Origin of the sequence: Parashewanella hymeniacidonis (assembly GCF_016900895.1) — a bacterium.
Taxonomy (GTDB): domain Bacteria; phylum Pseudomonadota; class Gammaproteobacteria; order Enterobacterales; family Shewanellaceae; genus Parashewanella; species Parashewanella hymeniacidonis.
This window is the reverse complement of record NZ_JAFEUN010000008.1, coordinates 1-21,512: the sequence shown is the minus strand read 5'-3', so window position 1 is coordinate 21,512 and position 21,512 is coordinate 1. Positions and strand designations below refer to the sequence as shown.

Below are 21,512 nucleotides of genomic sequence, written 5' to 3'. Positions count from 1 at the left end.
AATGTAAATATTAACACAAACTTACCAGCAACTTACCGTTAACTTATTGATAACTTTTCTTTATGTCTCGATATTGAGCTAAAAAGGCATCGCTTGCAAGCTCTTCTCCACTGGTTGGTAAACCTTTTATGGTGTAGAAGTCCATCTTACTTGCAATGGATTGTTGCGACTTTATCATTCCTAAGTAAAGTGCTGCGGCTCTGATAAAGTCTAAATAAGTTACTTCATCGGTGATGTAACTAAAATCACTCAAATGTTCTATTACTTCAATTATTTCATCTGTGAAATCCCAGCATTTTACAATCGCAGTTCCGATTGGTGTTTGCACATGCTGAATTACTTTTCTGAGTACTGAAACATCTTCAAATAAATCCGGGTGAATTTCAGCCTCAGCCAAGACAGGCAATGCACCAATGTTATGCACTAATGCCGCAAGCGTAAGCGTTTCAACATCCAACTTACTTTGTTGGTTATTTTTTTGATATTGGATTAATAGAGAGCATGAAGCGGCTGCAATCTCGACGGAACAGTTCCAAACCTCGTCCATCACCTTCCAGACCATCTCATTACTGGAGATAAACAGTTGCTCAAGTGCCAATGACGTCACAATTGACTTAATTTGGTCGAAACCAATCCTAATGATGGCGGCCTGTAAATTATCAGCCCGACGTCCACGACAATACATTGCACTGTTAGCAACACGGATGACTTTTGCCGTAATGGCCGTGTCTTTTTTTACCACTTCAACCACTTGCTTAATGTTAGAGCTTGGTCGATTCATCACGTTTTCAACCTCAATGGCCACATCAGGCAAAGATGGTAAAATAAGTGAGTCTTCTTGAAGCTTTCGAAAAAGCTCTTCGGTAACGATACGTTCAACGTCCATTGATAAACATCCCTATTATCAATCAATTTTTGTTGTGGATATTTAAGGATAAGACACTTTCGATAATTTTTCTTATTTTCAAATCGTGACTTAACCATGGTTTGTTTGTTCAATTAATTTGCATATCGCTCACCTCAACCAGTAAAATACGCCGCCCATTACTACCCATAAAGTAGTAACGAACTATTGCGTTGTTATTGATTAAAACTCGATAGCGATATTTCTTCATTGTTGATCAATACCCAGCAATGATTATTTTGAGTAAATGTGAGAGTAAATATGTTTAAGCCTGAGCTTCTGTCTCCTGCCGGAACCCTAAAAAACATGCGTTATGCGTTTGCCTATGGTGCAGATGCGGTATATGCCGGCCAGCCAAGGTATAGCCTCCGTGTAAGAAATAATGATTTTAAACTTGAAAACCTAGCCCAAGGTATTCAAGAAGCACACGACTTAGGTAAGAAGCTCTACGTGGTCAGTAACATTGCTCCACACAACGCAAAATTAAAAACTTACATCAAGGACATGCAACCTGTAATTGACATGAAACCTGATGCCTTAATCATGTCGGATCCCGGTTTGATTATGATGGTGCGTGAAGCTTTCCCTGAACAAGAAGTCCATTTATCTGTTCAGGCTAACGCCATCAACTGGGCATCAGTAAAATTCTGGGAGCAGCAAGGCATCAAGCGTGTCATCCTTTCTCGCGAATTATCACTGGATGAAATTGAAGAAATTCGTCAACGCTGCCCAGATATCGAACTCGAGGTATTTGTTCACGGTGCATTATGCATGGCGTATTCAGGTCGCTGCTTACTTTCAGGCTACATCAACAAACGAGATCCTAACCAAGGCACTTGCACTAACGCATGTCGTTGGAAATATGACGTACATGAAGCAAAAGAAAATGAAACAGGCGATGTTGTTGCCGTTCAGCCAGAAGCCCCAACCGTTCAAATCCAGACACCTGAGCCAACATTAGGTAAAGGCGCTGCAACAGATAACATCTACCTTCTGCAAGAAGACAACCGTCCAGGTGAGTACATGCCAGCGTTCGAAGATGAGCATGGTACTTACATCATGAACTCAAAAGATCTTCGTGCAATCCAACACGTTGAGCGTTTAACGAAAATGGGTGTTGATTCATTAAAGATTGAAGGCCGAACTAAATCGTTCTACTACGTAGCGCGTACTGCTCAGCTTTATCGTAATGCAATTGAAGATGCCGTTGCAGGCAAAGAGTTTGACCCAAGCCTAATGCGTCAACTCGAAGGTCTTGCACACCGAGGTTACACCGAAGGATTCTTACGCCGTCACGTCCATGATGAATATCAGAATTATGACTATGGATATTCGGTCAGTGACTCACAACAATTTTGTGGTGAATTAACGGGCGAACGTAACTACGCTGGATTGGCAGAAATTGATGTTAAAAATAAATTCTCAGTGGGTGACAGCGTAGAACTGATGACACCTCAAGGTAACATGAACCTTAAAATTGACGGTTTAGAGAACCGCAAAGGTGAAGCAGTAGAATCCGGTAAAGGTAACGGTCACATCGTGTATTTAGATATACCGAAAGAAGTAGACTTAGATAAAGCTATTTTATTGAGAAATTTACCTCAAGGAAAAGATACCCGTAACCCGCATGAGCAAGCTGGTTAATATTTCCAGTCACACCAGAGAAAGCAGGCATCTAACTCCCGTTTAGCGGGAGTTACTGCCTGTCGTCAAGCATAGTTAAAAATCAATCCGTAGTGAAAGCCTGCCCCTGCCAATACAAATAGATGCCATATTGCATGGGTATATTGTTTTTTCTTTTGTACATAAAAGAACACCCCAAAGGTGTAGGCTGCACCGCCAAGCCCTAACAGCCATAAACCACCAGCAGGTAGCATTTGATAAATATCAGGCAAGATAAATACTGCTGCAAACCCCATCCCTAAATACGTTGCTAATGACACGACTTTAAATCGGCTTTTGAACACTAACTTAAATGCAATACCAATGGCCGCTAATGACCAAATAATTACCAACATAATGTTACCCACTTTACTCGACGGCAAAGCGAACAGTAATGGTGTATAAGAACCTGCAATTAATAAATAAATGGCACAGTGATCGACCATCTTCAGAACAGATTTTGCTGTTGGGTGAGTGACTGCGTGATATAGAGTTGAAGCAGTAAATAACGCAATCATGGATGCACCATAGATGCTGTAACACACCTGTTTACCAAACTCACCAACAGTATTTGTTGCCAAAAGGCTAATCAGCCCAATGATACTGAAAATGACGCCAACAGCATGAGTAACTGCGTTAAGTATTTCTTCTTTTACACTGTAGCCATCGACCTGTGATTGAGTTATTGCGCTTTGTGACATCATATAAAATTCCAGCTTACACATGTTCGCTGAAACTATAACAAGGGTTGGTCGGGAATAGAAGAGGTCTAACCAGGTTTTTGGTTAATCGTGTTTTCGATTAGGGAAAACTTCTACGAAGTTTAAAGATCGTGGAGTTGCACTCCACACCGCCACAAGAGGAAATCTACAGCGATTTCCCCTTATGAATCCCCTACGCCGCCCCAACGAAGCTGAGCGTTTCAGATATAATTGAATAAATGACTAACGTCTCAGATGGTACATCCATGTACCACTGAGCCTAGCCTGACATCCATGTCAGGCTCATGTCATTTCACATTCAATAATATCTTCAACAGCTTCAATGGGAACCATCAGCCCTTAAACGATATTTGACTCTCTAAATCGTCTTTATCCTGTTTTAATTATTCGAACAAAGGCGATAGATGCTCGAATAAAGCATTCGAACATAACATTAAGTTTATTTAGAAATAACCGATAACCTCTCAGGTTACAACGGTTCCCCATGGCACAGTTGTAATTCAGCGTTGGTGAAAAATATCGTAAGCGCAGCATGGACGCTGCGCTAGCTTCCGAGGTACATGGATGTACCATCGGAAGCGTTAGGTATTTTTTGCAATAAGAGGAATTACGTTTAACTTTGTGGGGCGGCACGGGATGATGCAAGAAGGGATTTGCTGGAGAATTCCTTCTTGCTCGGGTGTGGGCGGAAAGCCCACGACTTTTTAAAGTGCGAAGCACTTTTCCAATAAGTGCCCCAAAGTTGGTTAGTAGCCTAATTAAAGTTAATTAGAAAATTAATTTATTCTGTCGGATATGTGACTTTTTAATGAGCCAGAATAATTCTTTTCGCTAACTCATTTTAGTTACAATAGAAGATCAATAACATGGAGATACTATGACAAAATTCAGTGACAAAGATTTGGAGGTTCAAAGAAATCATCATTATGTATGGTCTTATTACATGAAGTTTTGGGCCTCTAAAGACAAACCAAAAGAAGTTTGGCATCTTGATCAAAGAGGTGCTATACACCAAGTTGGTACAAAAGCTATAAATGTTGAACAAGATTTTTATAAGTCAGTAACTCTTACCCAAGCTCACATGAATATTATCAGAGATTTTAGCGGTTGTAGCCCTGAATTTCTTCAAGAAAAACATAAAGACGATCTTACTGTATTCCCAGAAACTCAAACTCTTAAAAACCACTACCACCAAAGCAACAAAAAAGACGTGCTAATCAACAAAGTGTTTGCTGCTCTTGAATCTAAGACAATGGAAAAAATGTACACCGACCAAGAAAACGCCGTAAGACCAATTATAGATTCTTTGGCTAATGAAGATATATCAGTATTGAATGACAAAGATAACATGGAAAAATTCATGCTATTTATTGGACATCAGACAACAAGAACAAAAAGCTTCCGCAATTTATTCACGAATAATAACAGTGCTGTTCCTGACTGGTATAAAAAGCTTCTAGCCGAATGTTCCTGGATTATAAGCTATATGATAGGTATCAATATTGGCTATTCATTCTTTACAACTAGACATGAAGATACACACACTTTATTGGTCAACGATACAGATATAGCATTTATAACATCTGATAATCCATCTATTAACGTACATCCATCATTAACTCTTGATAGCATAAACGATCAAGTTATTCATTGTGATAACTATTTCCCTATTTCACCCTGAATTGGATATATTATAAGTCAGTCTGGGCGATTTAAAGACGGAATACAGACTATTGATAAACATATAGTGGGCGAGCTAAACACGAAAATTGCCACTAATGCTGACACACACCTTATTGGTAACTCTAAAGAAATTATTACTCAATACAAAAAGTATGTGGGAAACAGGAAACGTACTTTGAACTCTTAACCGTCAATGACAAAGCTATTTGCTCCTTTTATAACATCTATCCCTATCCAGCTTTTGTCCAAAAAAAGCTAATAAAAAGCCCAGCTAAACTGGGCTTATAATATCAACAATCAAAACAACCAATTACTTAATGAACTTGCCATTTTCATCGAATGGCCACTCAATACCTAGCCACATTTTCAAAAACGCTTTTTGATGCTTAGTCGGTTTCTCAACAGACTTAATCGAATACTTACCTTTTGCCTTTTCAGCTAACTTAAGCTTAACCGTATTCAATTGGTCATCTTGGAAAAGTGTCACCGAAACCACATCACCAGCTTTAAAGTCATCCAAACGTTTTTGGAAACCTTTACCCGTAACTTTTAAACCATTAATAGCAACTAATTGGTCACCAGCACCAATGCCTGCTTTCCAAGCTGGACTGTCTTTTTGAACACGACTTAACGCTAACCCGTTATCACCACGACCAAGCTTAATACCAGTGTAAACTTCTGTCTTAGCACCACGGTCTAACTTTAAACCTGCGTGTTTAAGTAAAGCGTCAAAATCTAAAGATACTGGAGAGTCAATATGCTTAGTCCACCAAGTATCATAAGACTTACCCGTTAACTGTTCCGCAATGCCTTTTACATCTTCAGAGGTATATCCTTTTGGTACCTTATGGTTACGATATAACTCTCGTTGCACATCACGGTAACTTTTCGCTAAATCCGTTTGCTCCATTATCTTATGATCAAGCGCCATTGAAACCATATAACCTTCAGAATAAATGTTTACACTGAAGTTATGGGCATAATCACCACCTGTGCTTGCCCAAGTACCTAAACTGGTACTTGCTGCAGATTGCGTTTCTTTACCCGGTTTGTTTTCATTGCCTTGAATACGTTTAGATAAGTCAGCAAAGAATTCTTTTGGCTTCATCACCCCGCCGCTCAACAACAGCTGGTTTTGAAAATAACTGGTAGAGCCTTCTGCTAACCAAAGTAATGGCGTGACCACTTCTTTTTGATAATTGTAAGTTGCAATCTGTTCTGGGCGGTAAGCTTTTACATTCCATGTATGAATGAATTCATGAGAAGCCGTGCTGATAAAACGTAAATAATCTTTACGCTCACGGAACATAAAACGTGGCAGCTGAATAATGGTCGAGTTTAAATGCTCAGTAGCACCACGAGCGCCACTGGTTGCATGTACCATATAGACATAACGTTTGAATGGGTAACCATCCCATAAACGATCCGCTTGGCTACTGATTTTCTTTAAGTCAGTAACGATTTGATCAACGTCGTAGTTACCTTCTCCCCAAACCACTAATTCATAACTACGACCATCAGCTGTAAATTCACGGTGCTTGTTAATACCGGTTTCAATTGGCGAATCTACTAATACATCATAATTGGGTGCAGTAAAGCTGTGCTTGTTTGAACCATAGTCCATACCAGAAAAGCTACGCCATCCGTTAGGCACTTCTAACTCAACGTTAACATCATCATTACGAAACGTAGGGCTATACATGAAAACAGCACTCGCATCTAAATAAGCGTGAGTGGCGCTGATATGTCGAGTACGTGAGCCTAATTCGTTAGCGTATAACTGGTAGCTCACAGACACTTGAGTTGGTTTTGATAACTTAACCTGCCATTCACCGGTTTCAGTGCGTTGCCACGGTAATTCGTTACCTTTTGAATCTTTCGCTGTGAACTTACGAATGCCATCAGATATTGGTAAAACTGTGTATTTACCAGTACGCCAGATTGGTAAATTAACTGTTAGAGAATCTGAATCCGCTTTTGGAAATACAACTTCTACATTCGCAAGGTGATGCTCAGGAGACTGGGTAAGATCAATTTTGTAGTTAACGTCAGCCAATGCTGCGCCAGAAAAAAGTGTAGCTGCTGTTAGCCAAGCAAGATTATTCGCTTTCACTGTGCTTCCTTTGTCTAATTATTATTTATTGTGCGATTCGCATTATAACAACCGCAACTAAGTTTCAACAGCAGGGATCACAAAACAAATAACCCAACAAAAAATAAACAAATATGACAAATTGTTCTTTGGCTAGACACTCACTATGCGATAACATATCAAAAAAATTTTTCCCGTTTATTTGTTTTAATTTTTTTGCATTCTTATGGGCATTTTTCGGTAGGGAAACATACAAAAATGAAGGGATCTACATCTTCAACTTTAGAAGTTCAGCAACTACAAAAACACCTAAACACGGCTACAGCTGAACTGAAACACGCTCAACAAGAGCATGATGAAAAATTCAAAGTCTTATTAGGTTTTGTTTCACAGCTAAGCTTTGCCTGTAAAGGGCAAAATCTTGAGCTTGATAATAAACTCGCAAAACTACGAAGGTTACTGCCTCATAGCGAGTCATTTTCTGATGCAGTGCAAAGCATATGCGAAGTTGAGAAAATTCTTAAATCTCAATATCGTCACATCACGATTCAACTTAACGAAAGTCGTCATGGTTTAAGCCGTGTTGTGGCTCAATTGCAACGAGTAAAAGAGTTACCGGAAAAAACCAAACGTGAATTGAGCTATTTTAAGCAAGAACTTGCGAAACCATTTCATACCGTCTGGGACTACATTCCCAAAATAAAGCAATTGATTGAACATTATGAACAAGTTTTAGAACTGCAATTTTCTGATGCAAAATATTTAGAACTTGAATCAAAACATAAAGTACTCGCTGATGAATTACTGTCACTGATCGATGACATCGTATTCTTGCCAGAAAACCACGATAAAGTTTGTACTGTTCAAGCCGTACTGAGTAATGACTTAAGCGTCAATTCTCTGTTAAGTGCTTACCAAGCGATTTTGACTTTAGTGGTTGAAAACCTCTTACACGAAAAAAGTTCTGCTCAAGAATTTTTAGTGGCATTGAATGAAACATTGTCTGCGGTTGGTGACATTACCACCACCATGCAGACACAAAGTGATAAAAATGAGAGCGATAAGGCAAGGCTCAATAGCACCATTCAAAATCACGTAGATAATGTCGATCTCTCTTTGCACGTACTTAATGATGCTGAAGAACTTAAATCACAAGTTCGTCACCAATTGCATGAGTTGCGCAGAACTTTGGCACAAAAAGAAGAGTTGGAGCAGCGAGAAAGACAACAGTTACATCTTTCGATACAAACGATGGAACAACAGCTGAGCAGCTTAACGTCAGAAGTCGGTGATTATAAAGAGAAGCTCTTTGAGCAACAAAAATCAAACCTTACCGATTCATTAACCCAATTGCCAAATAGAGCAGCTCTCGAAGATCGAATGGCATTCGAACATCAAAAACTGCAAAAAAATAACAATTCACTGTGGGTCGTTGTCGCCGATATCGATCACTTCAAGAGTATTAATGATAATTTTGGACACAGTATTGGCGATAAAACGCTACAGGTCATCGCTAAAGCACTTAAAAGCTCAATTCGTGATACAGAGTTTATTGCGCGCTACGGTGGAGAAGAATTCGTCTTATTGTTACCTCATGTGTTAGAGCCTGATATTGAAGCCATACTTAACCGAGTGAGAGAAAGAATTAAATCCATTCCGTTTAAGTTTAAAAACAAACGTATTACGGTAACTATTTCTATTGGCGCTGCAAAAGTACATAAAAAAGAACGTATTGAAGATACTTTTGATCGTGCAGATGCTGCACTTTATAGAGCAAAAGATCAAAATCGTGATAGGGTGGTTGTTGATAGTTAACAAATAACACCCTCATTTCTTTCGTTTTAAGGGGGTGTTCTGCCCCCGTGATAGCCTTAAATTGTATCTTTTATATGTCACGGTCTTTCAAGTTTACAGTGGGAGGTACATATGAATGTATTTGTTAGTCCACGCGGTAGCATGGAGCAACTTTCTCAAATTGAAGTCCAACGCCTACAAAAACGCGCTTCAAGTGAGTTATATCAATTATTCCGTCGTTGTTCGCTTGCCGTGCTTTGTGCTGGAGTTCAATCAGACTGTGATGAAGATTTATTTTCTGGACATCAAGATTTCGAAATCCATGTTGCTCAGCGAGCCAGAGGAGTAAAGTTAGAGCTTGTAAATCCCCCAGAACAAGCTTTCGTTGACGGCGAAATTATTGCAGGGACACAAGAGCTACTGTTTACAGTTCTTAGAGATATCGTTTATCTCAGTAATAAATATGACAGCCTAAAAAATCTAGATCTTAATAACTCCACTCATATTACTAACGTTGTTTTCGACATTCTTCGAAATGCGAAGTTACTAAAATCAGCGACGCCAAATATCGTGGTCTGTTGGGGTGGTCACAGTATTCGTCAAAATGAATATCTTTATACAAAAGAAGTCGGCTATCGAATGGGGCTGAGAAAGCTAGACATTTGTACAGGCTGTGGCCCCGGTGCGATGAAAGGACCAATGAAAGGGGCAACCATTGGGCATGCGAAACAACGTATTAAAAATGCACGCTACATTGGTTTAACTGAGCCGAGCATCATTGCCGCAGAACCACCTAACCAAATCGTAAACGAATTAGTCATTTTGCCGGATATTGAAAAACGACTCGAAGCTTTTGTACGCATTGGACACGGCATTGTCATTTTTCCTGGCGGTGCAGGCACAGCTGAAGAGCTCCTTTATTTGTTAGGCATTTTACTTAACCCTGATAATGCCGAATATCACATTCCTGTTGTACTGACAGGCCCTAAAGAAGCAGCTAATTACTTTGAAGAAATCGACAAATTTATTGGTCAAACTCTAGGTAAAGAAGCCCAAGACAAGTATCAAATTATTATTGATGATCCTCAACAAGTTGCTCGTTATATGTCGAAGAATATGGAAGACAGTAAAGCTTTTCGTCGCACCGTAGGCGACTCCTATCAGTATGCTTGGTCTCTAAAAATCGACTCTCCATTCCAACACCCTTTTGTGCCCGATCATGAAAATGTCAAACAATTGAAACTTGAATTTGATATGGATAAACCAGAACTGGCTGCAAATCTTAGAAGAGCATTTTCAGCTGTGGTTGCAGGTAATGTGAAAGGTGAAACGATCCAGTTGATTAAAAAGCATGGTCCTTTTGAAATTAATGGTGATGCTAAGTTAATGGAAATGATGGATAATCTACTTTCAGCATTTGTGGCTCAGCAAAGAATGAAACTACCGGGGAGCGAATACGTTCCTTGCTATAACGTAACACACTCGTAAAAGCGAAATTGGTATTACGAGTTTAAGGTAGGGAAAGAGAGAGTGAACCGTTTAATAATTATTGATGCGCTGAATCTTGTTAGAAGAATGCATGCAACTCAGCCTGACGAAAGTGATATGGATGCTCTTGAACTTCGTATCTCATCAGCCATTAATAAATTGATAAAATTCCATGCACCAACCCACATGGTTTTAGTATGGGATGGAGATGGAGACTCTTGGCGTAAAGCCCTTTATGAAGACTATAAAAAGGGTAGAAAACCGATGCCTGAGTCTCTTCAAAAGGGGCTTGATAAACTTAAGCAACAGTTATCCGACAGAAAGTGGCAACATATTGATGCTGACTCTGAGGCCGATGATGTTGTTGCGACTCTGGCCATGAAGCTTGCCTCTAAAAACGGCCAAGCTATTATCGTTTCAACAGATAATGGCTACAGTCAACTCAATCACCCAATGGTGTCTCAATGGGATCACTTCGGAAAGCACTTTTTTGACATCGAAGCCTATGAACAAAAACTCGGTGTCGAAAGAGAACAGTTTCTAGAGTATTGGTCACTGGCAGGCTCTAGTGGCAACAGAATCCCGGGAGTTCCCGGTATTGGCCCTAAATCAGCAGCCCAACTCCTCGGTACCTTCCGCTCAGTGAAAAACATCTATGGTTCTCTTGAACAACTGGGTGAGAAACAAGCTCAAAAACTGGAAGCAGGAAAAGAAATGGCAAGACTGAGCTATAAACTCGCTCAATTAAAAACAGACATGCCTCTAAAAGTAAGTTTAAATCAGTTTAGATTGACTGATCCAACCAGTAAAAACTGATCTTAGTTGTAACTAAATTTGTTATATTGTTGTCCGAATGTGAATCTGCATTTAAAATATTATTTTATCTGCTTTCGTAAAAGGACACATCGAAAGATGAACTCTAAAGCCCCTGTTGTGATTGGTTTCGTTTTTATTTCATATTTAATGTTTGTTGGCATTACGATGTTTTTTCATGAACCAACATTAGAAGATATGGATTGGGAAGATAGACAATCTCACAATCAACAAAGCCTGACCCTATTAAATTTAGGGCAATCAATAGACTCTGTAAGGCAATCTTTAGGTGGTGCAGACTTTAGTGAAGCGAAAACGTCTGGTGAAAAAAACTTATTGGTGTTGTTTTACCGTACTCACCATAAAAAGGGTGATGGAAAAACAACAAAAGTTGTAAATACCTAAGAACTACCTCTGAAATTTAAATTCTGTGAGAAAATCCCCACAAACTTTTACAGAATTCACGTAGGAGAGCATGAAAAGTATTCAATCACCGAAACTATAAGAAATTCACCTGAAACTTTATCAGTTTCATAATTTCCCCCACCAGCAACTATTAATGTTTTTATCACATCATTCTGTTTGAGAATAAAATCCGTATCTTTCATTGAGAAATTCCCACCATAATGAAAGAACCACCTCTGAAATTTAAATTCTGTGAGAAAATCCCCACAAACTTTCAAAGTATTCACGTAGGAGAGCATAAATAGTGTTCATCACCTAATTTTCCCCACCAGCAGTTATGAATGTTTTATCACATCATTATGTCTGAGTATAAAATCCGTATAGACGTCTAGACATCCGAAGTGAATCTATGTATCATCTATTCCATCATTCAATCACTCAATGAACGCTCTTTAACAATTTGGAATTTTCAGGAATATGTGCCGGAGCATCAAGGCATTTATACCTACCCATCTATAAAACCGTAGAGAATTTAAAATCCCTATAGCATGTGTGAACATGTACCTTTTGAGCACTCCCTATAGGAACAACTTAGGAATATGCTTAAACTGTTCCTTTTAAACCTATTGACAACTTAAAAGGAATAGTACACAATGACCCCTGTTGAAAAGAAACAATCACCCAAACAGGAGAGAATCACATGAAATATATCTATAGCCGAGTTAGTACAGTTGAACAGAATGCAGAACAGCAAACAGAAGTGTTGAAGAAGTCATACCCAGACTTTAATCACGTATTCGAAGACAAGTTTAGTGGCAAGACCCTAGACCGTCCTGAGCTTAACAAGTTGTTGGAACGTGTTATCAGTGGAGACACTATCATCGCTTATGACGTATCGAGACTTGGAAGGAATACATTAGAAGTGTTGCAGCTAGTGGAAATGTTACAGAAGAAAGGAGTTAGTGTTGTTATCAAGACTCTTGACAGTGTGGACATTACGTCACCAACTGGAAAGTTAATTTTAACTACTATGGCGAGTATTGCAGAAATGCAGCGTACAGAAATGTTAGAAAAGCAGAAAATCGGAATTGCTACGGCGAAGGCTGCTGGAAAGTATGTTGGAAGAAAAGCATCACCTGAAACCATTGCCAAGTATGAGGACGTGAAAAGAATTGTGGAGTCTAAAGCAATGTCTGTTACAAAAGCACTGAAAACTGTTGGCTTAAGTCGCACACAATACTATCGTTTCGAAAAGAAGTAGGAATTTACTTGAGGAATGGAGCTGTCTTTTCGGACTATCGCTCCTTCTTCTCATTTTGGAATATCCACACAAGTTTATCACCATCTTTGCACCTAGTTCTGAGTATTTTGTCTCACCCTAAAATGGCTGTAACGTAGACGTAGTAAGGTTTACAGAGAATTTACATTTCTCATGAAAGTCAATGTGCAACATAGTGTTTATGTTTTGGAAGTTGTTGCAAAGTCAATTCGTTTTTGAAGTGAAGACCATCTATCAATGGAGCCTTTAAAATCGTGACCATGTGTACTTTTTAATCTGTCTGCGTAATCTTTCAAAAGTGCTAATTGTGAATCGTGAGACAAAGTTACTTCTGTTCGTTTGTTTGCAGAAAGTGAAGCAGTTTTAAATCTTTGACCGTTCTCAGTTAGGAAGAAATCATTACCTAAATCGGACATCGAATATCGAATGTATGTATCTTCGAATATACGCTCCACCAGCTTAACCAGAGTGCAATCACCATCATCGTTAGTTAACTTTGGAACATGTACTAAGAAGTTGCTTTTAAAGTTGTCGTGTTCGTTGAACCTGTCTTGAAGCATATCATTAGAATGTTTGTTCTTATCGAGCTTTTGCTTATGCTGCTTGAACCTTCCTTCAATGTCGTAGCTAGAACCAATGTAATTTATGCTACAACCATAATCACCAAATGGAACATTAGAAGAAAGCACGTAAACACCGCCATACTTTTGTAAGTACCTTTTGTCTTTCTGTTCTTGCGTTATCGAAGCTGAATAAAAACCTTTATAACCATAAGTACCACCAGTAACCTCTTGAGCATCATCACCTGTTAGAACCTTGAAAATAACCTTTGCCGAATTATGAGGAGAGTTCTTTAGAGTACGCTTCACAACTATTGGAAACCTTAAATAATTAGAACCCGTTGGAGTGTTTTGTTTCCATCGTTTTCCTGTCCATGTATAGCACGTCATTAGAAGACCATTTACAAGAACACCTTTGTATAAAGTTTTCAAGTTATCGCTGTGTAGTGCTGCTGGTGGCTCCTGAATCACCACTTTGAATTTAGTACCGTTCAAGTCTTTACGTTCGTATGTTTTCGTTTTAATTGTCATTTCTCATTTCTCCATTTTGAATAGAAAGTTTATGTTTTGTCTTGCTTGTTTAAGTAGCGTTGGAGTGTCTGCATCACCATAAAAGTTATGTGCATCAAAACCTTTGAGCTGCATATCGAACCACTTAAAAGCCATCCCTTGGCGAATTAGTCCATAGTGTGAATCTTGTTTTAAGAATGGAATATCTGAATCACTTGCTTGTTCTGCTGCAACTTCTGACCATTCCAGACCATCCTTTGAAAAGTCGGTGTTAGTATTTTTCTTATATCTCGGAAAATCCCACTCATAACACTTGACCACCAGCTCATGTCCGAAGCGTTTATATAGCAAGTCTTTTATAAATTGTGTGCTAGTGGACTTATCAATTTTAGTTGGAAGTAGTTTGTTGCGAATTAGAAATAAACCGAAATTGTCACCTTGAAATATTGACTTGTTGCCATAGTGCAAATTTAATTCCGCTGGAGCTAACACCAAATTATCTTTATTGAGAAGACCCATTTTGGAAGTATCGTTCACCGCTATCTTATGGCTAATGTGAAAATTCCGTTTGGACATTCCACCACTAACAGCGTTCGCTTGACCTTGCAATTTCATCAAATGAATGTAGTGTTCGAAATCTTCCAAAGTTGGAATCACATCCAAGTGTCCAGCCCTTTTAATTTCTCTGACTATGGCGAGTCCGTAACGTGAAGTGAAGAACCTGTTGAACCTGTTATGAAGCGTTTTACAAGTGAGACATCTATCACCATCATTCTTGACTGTTTTACTTGGAGTAAGTTCTCCATTCTTATACGTTAGAACCTCAGTGCAAGAAAAATCCATAACACCTGTGCATACATGAGCTTTAGTAGCTTTAGAACCTTTCCTACATTCATCACTGCAATATTTCCCTTTTGAAGTTTTAGGAATATTCTTGCGACATGTTTTACATCTTTTACGACTCTTATTTGAAGAACCTTTTGTTAGTTTCGTTTTTCTCATAGTTCAGTTCTCCTGTTCGACTGAAAGTATCCATTTGTTTATCTAGAAGTTTGTTCACTAAATGAGTTATGGAACATCCTTCTTTATCGGCTGCTAGAGCTAATTTGTCAGCTAACCTTTGAGGAATCTTGGTTTTCATCATATCGTTATCTCCTGTTTGTTTCGGAATGTTTGCAAATGCTTTCAAGGGCTTTCCAGTTTCTCTGAAAAACTCACTAATTTGTCTCACCTAAAAATGGCTGTAACGTAGACATGACAAGGCTTACAGAGAATTGGAAAGTCTCATGAATTGAATTGTGCAACATAGTGTTTTATGTTTAAGTGTTGGAACTGCTTGAAGTGTGAATCACCATCAGAGAGACAGTGAAGTTTTTCTCAACATCTGCAAATATTATCTCATATTTAGAGCATTTAGTCAAAGTCAATTAACACATATAAAACGAGAAGTAAAGTATAATATAATGAAGTTTTATAAATTCCAGAGTATTATATTATGAAAGCATAATCGACTGCTTATATAAAGCTTCATAGTTATTTATAGTAAACTTATAGTAAATCTATAGTTAAATATGCTGTTTTACAGTAAAATTTATTGTTAATTCTGACGTGTTTTTCAGTTAAGCTATTGGAACTATTGAAGAATCCAGAAATCACCCCCCCCTGTCTGAATATTTACAATAAAACAAGGAGGAGGAAGAGAAGTAGTAGACTTTTAGAGTAAATTATTAACACTGAAATAGAGCGTGTTATGCGTGTTCCTAAAATGAAGAACCCAGTTTTGGCAAGGCGTCCAGCGCATCACCTCGCAATTTAGCGTGTCCCTAAACCTCGTTACCGTGTTCCTAAGCCTCATTAGCGTGTTCCTAAACCTCATTAGCGTGTTCCAATAAAAGAATTATCAAAAATATAGGAGAAAGGAGAGGAGTAGCTAAGTTATTGAAAGTTGGAAAATGCCACCCTTTTATAGAGAGTGTATGTTGAGGAGTGCCAGACTTTTAGAACAGTCCTTAATTCCTTCAATAATTACATAAGAAGTATGTGTGACAAATTAAGGAGAATTAAGGAGAGGCACTGAGAGAGCCGTGAGAGAGTTTTAGAGGCCTCTAGACTACCATTACATTAGGACTGCCCTTAAAGCGTCGCTACGGAGCTGTGAGAACTTCTTAAATAGCGTAGCTGTGTTCAAATAAAAGTTTTATGAAGAATCACCAGCAAAAGGAGAGGAGTAGCAAACTTAAAATAATTTTGACTTTTACTTCAAAAAATGCTACCCTTTTGTTTCACAATTCATTTGAGAAATTCTTTTCCGAAAGCCCCGTCTAGACTCTTTCAAAATTAACAATCAGAATTTACATTTTAGAAAAACTTCTTTTTCTTACTTTGTTTCGAATTCGAATTCTAAATTATGTCCTTCGGAATCTTTCATCATCTCTTCTAAGTTTATATCACTGTCAGAAATGTTTACTTTGCAAGTCCAATCACGATTCTTAAATTTTATAACATAGTCTTCGGAAGTTGGCTTAATGTATTCAACGTATCTTTTTAAAGTAGTGTTGAAATTAGCTCTATCATCATCTGAAAGTTCGAGAGTGACCCCATTAATTGAATCTGTGTCTAAAAGCGTTTGTAGAGCATTCTCAGAGACTTTAATCGAAGTTTGAATACTTTCCAACTTGTTTGTTAATATCGTTAATATGGAGCTGTCAGACGCTGTACTAATTGCTGTCACCATGTTGTCACGTTGAAGGAACAACTGTTGGAGTTCGTACTCTTTTGACTGAATTTCTGTTGTGTTATCGACCGTTGGAAGTGTCAAATGTGAAAGAGCTTTTATCACCGATTCTTCAAGTGGAGCATAATGTGTGTTTGGACGTGAACAACCTTTGTTGAACTTTTTACCATTGCAAGTTAAGTATACTTTGGAACTAGCATTCTTAGACTTTAAAACCAATGTATCACCACATTCTGGACATTTTAGTAAACCACGTAGCAAGTTTCTATAGTTTCCAGTGTTTCCACCTGTCGCCCTTCTAATTGTACTGTTTGCAGACTGCCATAATGTTTCTGAAATGACCGTTGGAAAGTAGCTTGGAATGACATCACCGACTGGAACATTTATGCGTTTACCATCTTTCATTTGTGTTGTGTGTGGCTGAAAATCACCTAAGACTTTGCGCTGAGTAATTAAGTTTTTAATACCTGTTTTATTCCAGAATTTACTTCTCCCGCTAATGTTAATAATACCCTCTGAGTTTAGTGTTTTTGCTATAGTTTCAAATCCGAGTCCACCAGCTTTCATTGTGAATATGCGTTCTATTAAAGTTGCAGCATCTTTTTTAAGAGGGAAGGAATTAGACCTTTTATCAAATGTCAACCAAAATGGAGACTGTGTTGTAAATTTGTCACCATTTGAAAGAGAGTCCCTTTTGAGTTTCATGTTATCTCGAATACGTTCTGACTTTTGAAGGCTTTCTCTGTAAGCTAAATTGAGTGCTACTGTCAGAAGTATGTCACTGCTCAAGTCGTTTTCTTCATCGTGTTTGACTATCAAATTGTACTTGACAATTGCAATATTAATTTTTAGTTCTAGTAATGTAGTTATAAGTTTTCTTGCTTGACGTGTTGGAAGTCTACTTAATCTGTCTGGAGCTTCAATCACTAATAAGGAATCAGGAGCTATAGACCCATCTTTCACCGAAGCTATAAATTGACCTAAGCCACCATCACCCGTTAAGTTCTTACCATAGAAACCACTTTTACCACTATCTGTTATTGTGTCCGCTAAAGTGTATTCTGGAAATTGTTTCAGGAAATTCATTGCAAGTTCAGTCTGTCGTGTGAGTCCTTGACCGTCTGTAGCTTGTTGAAGCTTGGAGACCCTGTTGTACAAGTATGCTTTCTTCATTTTGAGTTTAATCTGAAATTGAAATAAAGTCGTATTGTACATGGAGTTCTATTGTGAAACCATCAAAAGATGAATGCACGCCTTTGCTTTTCATTAACGACAAATTAGTTGCATGGGGTGAAGACACTTACCAACAATATCTTGATTCTGAGGTAACGTTATAATTGTTGTACTCTGTTAAGCTTATTGGTTATCACTGCATGTTATATTGAATATCTAATTTTCAATATTCGATATAATATGTACTGGATGATCACAAAATACCTATTGACGGCTGCCGTGGTCGTTGCAATTTCCGAAGTTGCTAAAAGAAGTGATCGATTAGGCGCATTGCTTGCAGCCTTACCTATGGTAACGATTTTGGCCTTAATCTGGATGTACGTAGAAGGCCAGAGCACAGAAAAACTTAATAACCATGCTTGGTACACCTTTTGGTACGTTGTCCCTACCCTCCCCATGTTTTTAGCATTTCCGTTTTTACACGCCAGATTTAGCTTTTGGGTAACACTCGGTTTTTGTGCTTTAATTTCTATCGTTTGTTATTTTGGGTTTGCTGTATTTGTAAAGTTATTCGGGATAAATTTGCTGTAAATATCCAGTTATAACTATGATCAAATCACAATAAATAACCTGTTAATTGCAATTGCAAAACAACTTTCAATAGCTATACTCAATTGGTTACTTTAACAGAGGAATTTGACTCATGTTACGTACGACTTCCAATAAAAAAGCGCTATTCTCCCTGATGATAGCACTTTTTTCTCTACCAGCTTTGGCTGATGATTCAACAGTAAAAATCAACTGCGTTAAAGCACAAGACTTCAAAGGGTTAAAAGGTTCGGGCACGTCAGATCAACCATACATTATCCCTGTTAACTCATGCCTTCGGCTTGATGGCAATAATGGTAAAACCTACCAATTTTCTTTGCCTTTTACTAAAGAGTCATTTAAAGGAGGGGATAGATTACACATCGAAGCCACCTCATTTAAATCCCAAGGTTGTAAAGATGGATTAACCTCGTGTGGAGATACTCAAATTACGCCAAACTTAAAAGTTACTCCCAAATTAGATCTATTCCAAACTGAATTAGCTTCTGGTTTTTTTTCAGGCATAACAAGTTTAGAACCAGGGTTTACGACTTATAAAATTCAAGCATCAACGAAAGCTGAAACCTTAAACGTGACCATCGCAACTAAAGGGCAGCCTGTCGAGAATAATTACGCCAACCCAGCGCTTAGTGATAATTAAAAATTAAGGAGCTAACGCTCCTTAATTTCGATTTCTCCTACAATAATATAATGCACTATCGACTCGGTGAAAGAACTTCTAGTACCTCGACACAAAAGTTATGATTGATTGAGGTTCGCATAAGCTTTTGTGAATTTTTCACGTGCGCCGTCAACATTAAACATCCAGTTTATGCTTGCCTGAGCATCGTTTCTTCGCTCTTCCCAAGCAGATAATTGAGCATGCAGCATTTCCCAACTTTCAATTCGACGATCTAAGCATTGTTGATTCATATTACCGATTTCTATTTCAACCATATTGAGCCAACTGGCATGTTTAGGTGTGTAATGAAATTCAAGTTTATTTAAGATCCTTAATGCCTCTTCGGGCTTAAATGCTTTATACAAAGAGCCTGCCGTATGTGTCGTGTAATTATCCATTACTACATGGACTTTATGTGCGTCTGGATAGTGTTCATCTACAAGTTCTTTCATGCACTGAGCGAAATCTACCGCTGTCTTACTCTGTGTGGCTTTGGCTTTTCTCCAGCCTCTGTGACGGTCGAAAAACATAAAAATATTAGCCACACTAACCCGCTTGTATTCATAGTCAATTCTAGCGGGTTGACTTGATTTCACAGGGGATGGCGGCGCAACATCTGAAACCAATTGCTTCATCGCTTCATCAAAATTAACCACTGGCTCAGCTGAATCTTCAGGCCGAGCATAAACATCTAAAATGTGTTCCATCTGTGCGATATAATTTGCATTCATATTGCCGACACACCACATTTTCTTCTGCTATGGCTTTAAGTCGTTTTCTTTAAAACGTCTTCGTACGGTTTCTGTTGAAACGTCATCGATTTCAGTTAAGGCTACAAATTTTTCTGTGATTAAACTTAGCGTCCATCGGCAAAGTCCTTCAGGTGGTTTGCTGCAAGCTAAGGCAATTAGCAAGGCTTCTTGGTTGCCATCTAAACACCGAGGCATTCCGCTTCGAGCCCCATCATTCAAGGCAGCGTCAAGACCTTCTTCAACAAACCGTTTCTTTGTTCTATAAATGGTTGCTGTACCAACATTAAGCGCTGAGGCTATTTCTTTATCTTGGCTCATTCTATTGTTCGACATTAACAAGATGTTGGCTCGTTTCAATTTTCTAGCCGATGTTTTTCCTTTAGCAATCAAGTCGACGAGTAACGTTTTTCCTTCATTTGAAAGCTCTACTAAATATTTGATGTTCATGGCATTATGGTGATAGTTAACAATCACCATAATTGATCACAAAATGAGAAATAAGTCGATCCCCGTATCAGAAAAAATGCCATTTACTAAGAAACAAGGTCAGTATTTAGCGTTCATAAAAATGTACATGAAATTAAATAAAATTCCACCTGCACATACTGATTTTCAAGATTATTTTGGTGTTACTCCACCAACGGTTAATCAAATGATAAAAACACTGGAGAATAAATGATTAATCAAAAAGAAAGTGAAAACTGCACGAAGTATTTCAGTGCTTGTTCCAACTGAATTAATACCAGATTTAGTGTGAGTTCAATCGATCATCTTCATTGTGTTTGGGTACTAGATTACTGTATTAGCGAATGATTGAAAATTATACTTAGGCCATAACTCAATACTGAGGCTTAATACTATGGCTGCTTCCAGCGCATCAATTTCTTTAAGAGATCTTGCTGCTTCTTCATACTTTCCAACGTGCAATGCTGCAGGAATAGAACCATCGGCAGCTGTAGGTAAATTTGCGATAGTAAAGCTTTACTTGAAAGCTGATGATAACGTTTATGAATTAAGACATGTTGATGGCTCATCAAGGTTTGTAAAGCTGGGGGGTACTGAAAAAGCTGACATTAACAAGTTTTTCGAGGACACTATTAAGAATGAATCGAAACCAAAATCGGAAACACAACCGAAAAAAGAAACTGACTTAAAATCTTATACGGCTACGCCTGACTCTTCTACACAAATATTATGGAAATTGAACTTATTATCGTTTCGTTGATCTGATCAGTAAATTACACTAGATAAGGCAACGCATCATGTCAATTTTCAACCAAGATCTATGGTCAAAAAATCACTTTGAAAACGCAAAAACAGGTGATGAACGAAGAACTCAACGGTTAGTCGAGACAGCGGCAGATATGGCTCGTTGTAGCGGAAAATCAATCGCTTTATCATGTCAGGGGGATGAAGCAAAACAAGAAGGAGCTTATCGTTTGATACGTAATGACAAGGTTGCCCCAGAAACTATCCGCTGCTCAGGATTTGATTATACCGCTGAACAAGCCCAGTCCTATTCAGAAATCCTAGCCGTAGATGACACGACCTCATTAAGCTATAAGCACCAAGTCGCCTCAGAGTTAGGAAAACTTGGAAGCGTAAAAGATAAAGCCCGTGGTTGGTGGGTTCATTCAACGCTATTACTAGACAGTTATACAACAAAAACTA

20 protein-coding genes and 2 pseudogenes are annotated in these 21,512 nt (G+C 38.3%); 13 read left to right on the top strand and 9 right to left on the bottom strand.

Annotated elements, in window-relative coordinates:
• Window positions 1-43: 43 nt before the first annotated feature.
• Entirely contained in the window at window positions 44-886 is an 843-nt protein-coding gene (locus tag JQC92_RS03015) for an HDOD domain-containing protein (RefSeq protein WP_204998257.1), read from the bottom strand.
• 279 nt (window positions 887-1,165) lie between these two features.
• Here JQC92_RS03015 and trhP point away from each other — a divergent pair, with 279 nt between their 5' ends.
• Complete coding sequence (gene trhP, locus JQC92_RS03010; RefSeq protein ID WP_204998256.1) at window positions 1,166-2,548, top strand: prephenate-dependent tRNA uridine(34) hydroxylase TrhP; 1,383 nt, start codon at window positions 1,166-1,168, stop codon at window positions 2,546-2,548.
• Window positions 2,549-2,613: 65 nt separating this feature from the next.
• Here the strand turns inward: trhP and trhA are convergent, their stop codons facing one another.
• Window positions 2,614-3,270 carry a PAQR family membrane homeostasis protein TrhA gene (gene trhA, locus JQC92_RS03005; RefSeq protein ID WP_239480307.1) on the bottom strand — a complete coding sequence of 219 codons (657 nt, stop codon included), beginning with the start codon at window positions 3,268-3,270 and terminating at the stop codon, window positions 2,614-2,616.
• 895 nt (window positions 3,271-4,165) lie between these two features.
• On the opposite strand from trhA, the gene JQC92_RS03000 reads away from it, so the two are divergent.
• Complete coding sequence (locus JQC92_RS03000; RefSeq protein WP_204998255.1) at window positions 4,166-4,969, top strand: DUF4238 domain-containing protein; 804 nt, start codon at window positions 4,166-4,168, stop codon at window positions 4,967-4,969.
• A gap of 312 nt (window positions 4,970-5,281) precedes the next feature.
• On the opposite strand, the gene JQC92_RS02995 is transcribed toward JQC92_RS03000, so the two are convergent.
• Window positions 5,282-7,084 (bottom strand): M61 family metallopeptidase, encoded by a 1,803-nt coding sequence (locus JQC92_RS02995; protein ID WP_204998254.1) that lies wholly within the window; start codon window positions 7,082-7,084, stop codon window positions 5,282-5,284.
• Between the two features lie 237 nt (window positions 7,085-7,321).
• Here JQC92_RS02995 and JQC92_RS02990 point away from each other — a divergent pair, with 237 nt between their 5' ends.
• The 4 genes from JQC92_RS02990 (at window position 7,322) to JQC92_RS02975 (ending at window position 11,563) form a co-directional block, all read left to right on the top strand.
• Window positions 7,322-8,878, top strand: coding sequence for a GGDEF domain-containing protein (locus tag JQC92_RS02990; protein ID WP_204998253.1), 1,557 nt, complete (start codon window positions 7,322-7,324; stop codon window positions 8,876-8,878).
• 111 nt (window positions 8,879-8,989) lie between these two features.
• Window positions 8,990-10,345, top strand: a complete 1,356-nt coding sequence (gene ppnN, locus JQC92_RS02985; RefSeq protein ID WP_204998252.1) for a nucleotide 5'-monophosphate nucleosidase PpnN — start codon at window positions 8,990-8,992, stop codon at window positions 10,343-10,345.
• 42 nt (window positions 10,346-10,387) lie between these two features.
• Window positions 10,388-11,161 (top strand): flap endonuclease Xni, encoded by a 774-nt coding sequence (gene xni, locus JQC92_RS02980; protein WP_204998251.1) that lies wholly within the window; start codon window positions 10,388-10,390, stop codon window positions 11,159-11,161.
• 96 nt (window positions 11,162-11,257) lie between these two features.
• Complete coding sequence (locus JQC92_RS02975) at window positions 11,258-11,563, top strand: DUF3192 domain-containing protein (RefSeq protein WP_204998250.1); 306 nt, start codon at window positions 11,258-11,260, stop codon at window positions 11,561-11,563.
• 56 nt (window positions 11,564-11,619) lie between these two features.
• On the opposite strand, the gene JQC92_RS02970 is transcribed toward JQC92_RS02975, so the two are convergent.
• Window positions 11,620-11,766, bottom strand: a complete 147-nt coding sequence (locus tag JQC92_RS02970) for a hypothetical protein (RefSeq protein ID WP_204998249.1) — start codon at window positions 11,764-11,766, stop codon at window positions 11,620-11,622.
• Between the two features lie 497 nt (window positions 11,767-12,263).
• On the opposite strand from JQC92_RS02970, the gene JQC92_RS02965 reads away from it, so the two are divergent.
• Window positions 12,264-12,824, top strand: coding sequence for a recombinase family protein (locus JQC92_RS02965; RefSeq protein WP_204998248.1), 561 nt, complete (start codon window positions 12,264-12,266; stop codon window positions 12,822-12,824).
• Between the two features lie 197 nt (window positions 12,825-13,021).
• On the opposite strand, the gene JQC92_RS02960 is transcribed toward JQC92_RS02965, so the two are convergent.
• From JQC92_RS02960 to JQC92_RS02945, 4 genes are all read right to left on the bottom strand, one after another.
• Entirely contained in the window at window positions 13,022-13,933 is a 912-nt protein-coding gene (locus JQC92_RS02960; protein WP_204998247.1) for a GIY-YIG nuclease family protein, read from the bottom strand.
• A gap of 3 nt (window positions 13,934-13,936) precedes the next feature.
• The gene (locus tag JQC92_RS02955; RefSeq protein WP_204998246.1) at window positions 13,937-14,914 is read right to left on the bottom strand and encodes a hypothetical protein; all 978 of its coding nucleotides are present in this window, start codon (window positions 14,912-14,914) and stop codon (window positions 13,937-13,939) included.
• Window positions 14,877-15,101 carry a hypothetical protein gene (locus tag JQC92_RS02950; protein ID WP_204998245.1) on the bottom strand — a complete coding sequence of 75 codons (225 nt, stop codon included), beginning with the start codon at window positions 15,099-15,101 and terminating at the stop codon, window positions 14,877-14,879. Before JQC92_RS02950 ends, JQC92_RS02955 begins: the two co-directional genes overlap by 38 nt.
• A 1,188-nt stretch (window positions 15,102-16,289) precedes the next feature.
• Window positions 16,290-17,861 (bottom strand): recombinase family protein, encoded by a 1,572-nt coding sequence (locus JQC92_RS02945; protein ID WP_204998244.1) that lies wholly within the window; start codon window positions 17,859-17,861, stop codon window positions 16,290-16,292.
• 20 nt (window positions 17,862-17,881) lie between these two features.
• Between JQC92_RS02945 and JQC92_RS02940 the strand changes: the two are divergent.
• The 3 genes and pseudogenes from JQC92_RS02940 to JQC92_RS02930 all read left to right on the top strand — a co-directional run.
• Window positions 17,882-17,983 (top strand): annotated as a pseudogene (locus JQC92_RS02940) (DUF3192 domain-containing protein); the annotation flags it as partial.
• Window positions 17,984-18,059: 76 nt separating this feature from the next.
• Complete coding sequence (locus JQC92_RS02935) at window positions 18,060-18,410, top strand: DUF3147 family protein (protein WP_204998243.1); 351 nt, start codon at window positions 18,060-18,062, stop codon at window positions 18,408-18,410.
• Window positions 18,411-18,522: 112 nt separating this feature from the next.
• Complete coding sequence (locus tag JQC92_RS02930; protein WP_204998242.1) at window positions 18,523-19,068, top strand: hypothetical protein; 546 nt, start codon at window positions 18,523-18,525, stop codon at window positions 19,066-19,068.
• Between the two features lie 98 nt (window positions 19,069-19,166).
• On the opposite strand, the pseudogene JQC92_RS02925 reads toward JQC92_RS02930, so the two are convergent.
• Window positions 19,167-20,288 (bottom strand): annotated as a pseudogene (locus JQC92_RS02925) (IS630 family transposase).
• Window positions 20,289-20,331: 43 nt separating this feature from the next.
• Here JQC92_RS02925 and JQC92_RS02920 point away from each other — a divergent pair.
• From JQC92_RS02920 to JQC92_RS02910, 3 genes are all read left to right on the top strand, one after another.
• Complete coding sequence (locus tag JQC92_RS02920) at window positions 20,332-20,520, top strand: LexA family transcriptional regulator (protein WP_239480305.1); 189 nt, start codon at window positions 20,332-20,334, stop codon at window positions 20,518-20,520.
• Between the two features lie 180 nt (window positions 20,521-20,700).
• Window positions 20,701-21,066: a hypothetical protein gene (locus JQC92_RS02915; RefSeq protein ID WP_204998241.1), complete on the top strand. Its 366-nt coding sequence runs from the start codon at window positions 20,701-20,703 to the stop codon at window positions 21,064-21,066.
• Window positions 21,067-21,103: 37 nt separating this feature from the next.
• On the top strand, window positions 21,104-21,512 hold a 409-nt coding region (locus JQC92_RS02910; RefSeq protein WP_276315772.1), incomplete at its 3' end, for an IS4/Tn5 family transposase DNA-binding protein.

Bases quoted from the DNA above. Each gene is read 5' to 3' on its own strand.
- JQC92_RS02960 (WP_204998247.1), bottom strand. From the start codon at position 13,933: ATGACAATTAAAACGAAAACATACGAACGTAAAGACTTGAACGGTACT.
- ppnN (WP_204998252.1), top strand. From the start codon at position 8,990: ATGAATGTATTTGTTAGTCCACGCGGTAGCATGGAGCAACTTTCTCAA.
- JQC92_RS02935 (WP_204998243.1), top strand. From the start codon at position 18,060: ATGTACTGGATGATCACAAAATACCTATTGACGGCTGCCGTGGTCGTT.
- trhP (WP_204998256.1), top strand. From the start codon at position 1,166: ATGTTTAAGCCTGAGCTTCTGTCTCCTGCCGGAACCCTAAAAAACATG.
- JQC92_RS02965 (WP_204998248.1), top strand. From the start codon at position 12,264: ATGAAATATATCTATAGCCGAGTTAGTACAGTTGAACAGAATGCAGAA.
- JQC92_RS02955 (WP_204998246.1), bottom strand. From the start codon at position 14,914: ATGAGAAAAACGAAACTAACAAAAGGTTCTTCAAATAAGAGTCGTAAA.
- JQC92_RS02975 (WP_204998250.1), top strand. From the start codon at position 11,258: ATGAACTCTAAAGCCCCTGTTGTGATTGGTTTCGTTTTTATTTCATAT.
- trhA (WP_239480307.1), bottom strand. From the start codon at position 3,270: ATGATGTCACAAAGCGCAATAACTCAATCACAGGTCGATGGCTACAGT.
- JQC92_RS03000 (WP_204998255.1), top strand. From the start codon at position 4,166: ATGACAAAATTCAGTGACAAAGATTTGGAGGTTCAAAGAAATCATCAT.
- JQC92_RS03015 (WP_204998257.1), bottom strand. From the start codon at position 886: ATGGACGTTGAACGTATCGTTACCGAAGAGCTTTTTCGAAAGCTTCAA.
- JQC92_RS02990 (WP_204998253.1), top strand. From the start codon at position 7,322: ATGAAGGGATCTACATCTTCAACTTTAGAAGTTCAGCAACTACAAAAA.
- JQC92_RS02945 (WP_204998244.1), bottom strand. From the start codon at position 17,861: ATGTACAATACGACTTTATTTCAATTTCAGATTAAACTCAAAATGAAG.
- JQC92_RS02930 (WP_204998242.1), top strand. From the start codon at position 18,523: ATGTTACGTACGACTTCCAATAAAAAAGCGCTATTCTCCCTGATGATA.
- JQC92_RS02920 (WP_239480305.1), top strand. From the start codon at position 20,332: ATGAGAAATAAGTCGATCCCCGTATCAGAAAAAATGCCATTTACTAAG.
- JQC92_RS02915 (WP_204998241.1), top strand. From the start codon at position 20,701: ATGGCTGCTTCCAGCGCATCAATTTCTTTAAGAGATCTTGCTGCTTCT.
- JQC92_RS02970 (WP_204998249.1), bottom strand. From the start codon at position 11,766: ATGAAAGATACGGATTTTATTCTCAAACAGAATGATGTGATAAAAACA.